The organism is Nitratidesulfovibrio oxamicus (assembly GCF_015731765.1).
Classification (GTDB): Bacteria; Desulfobacterota; Desulfovibrionia; order Desulfovibrionales; family Desulfovibrionaceae; genus Cupidesulfovibrio; species Cupidesulfovibrio oxamicus.
In genome coordinates this window covers 1-613 of record NZ_VRYY01000752.1, presented here as the reverse complement: position 1 = coordinate 613, position 613 = coordinate 1, and the positions used below count along the sequence as shown (strand labels likewise).

Annotated in this window: 1 protein-coding gene; it reads right to left on the bottom strand. The window is 73.6% G+C overall.

Annotated features, from left to right (window positions below):
• Positions 1-613, bottom strand: a 613-nt coding sequence (locus tag FVW20_RS18170) for a 4Fe-4S binding protein (protein ID WP_196610685.1), incomplete at both ends; no start/stop codon positions are given.

Here is a 613-nt window from a genome sequence, read left to right as displayed (position 1 = left end):
GCGGCGGATGCTAAGCGCGCCCGGCCACAGCCGCGCGGCCAGCGACAGCAGCACCGACTGCGGGCACAGGTACCGGCACCACAGGCGGGTGCGGGTGCGCCATTCCGCGGCCAGCAGCGCGGCGATGAGCACAAGGCCCACCCATGCCCAATCCCACGCCCCGGGGGCCGGATATGCCAGGGCCAGCAGTTGCAGGGTGATTTCTCCGGGCAGGGAAAACTGGTTCAGCAGCGGCGCGCCCGCCAGGGCCGCCAGGGCCAGCCCGGCAACGGTCAGGCCCGCCCGGACGGGGAATCCGCTTTTCCATGGAGTGGACAGGCTGGCGGGCCTGGATGCGTCCGACCGGGCAGCAACGTCCGACCGGGCAGCAACGTCCGGCCGGGCAGCAACGTCCGGCCCGGCTCCGGTCCGGGGACGGGCGAGGCAGGACGCACATGCCGCACGGGGGCCGCTCTTGCTTCGGGCATGCACCAGTTCCGACAGCAGCCCGTACGGGCAGCCCCAGGAACAGAACACCCGGCCCAGCACCACGGCCACGGCCAGCACCAGCAGCCCGCCCAGCAGCAGGCGCGCGCCGGGCAACGTACCTGCTGCCAGCACCTGTGCGGCGGCC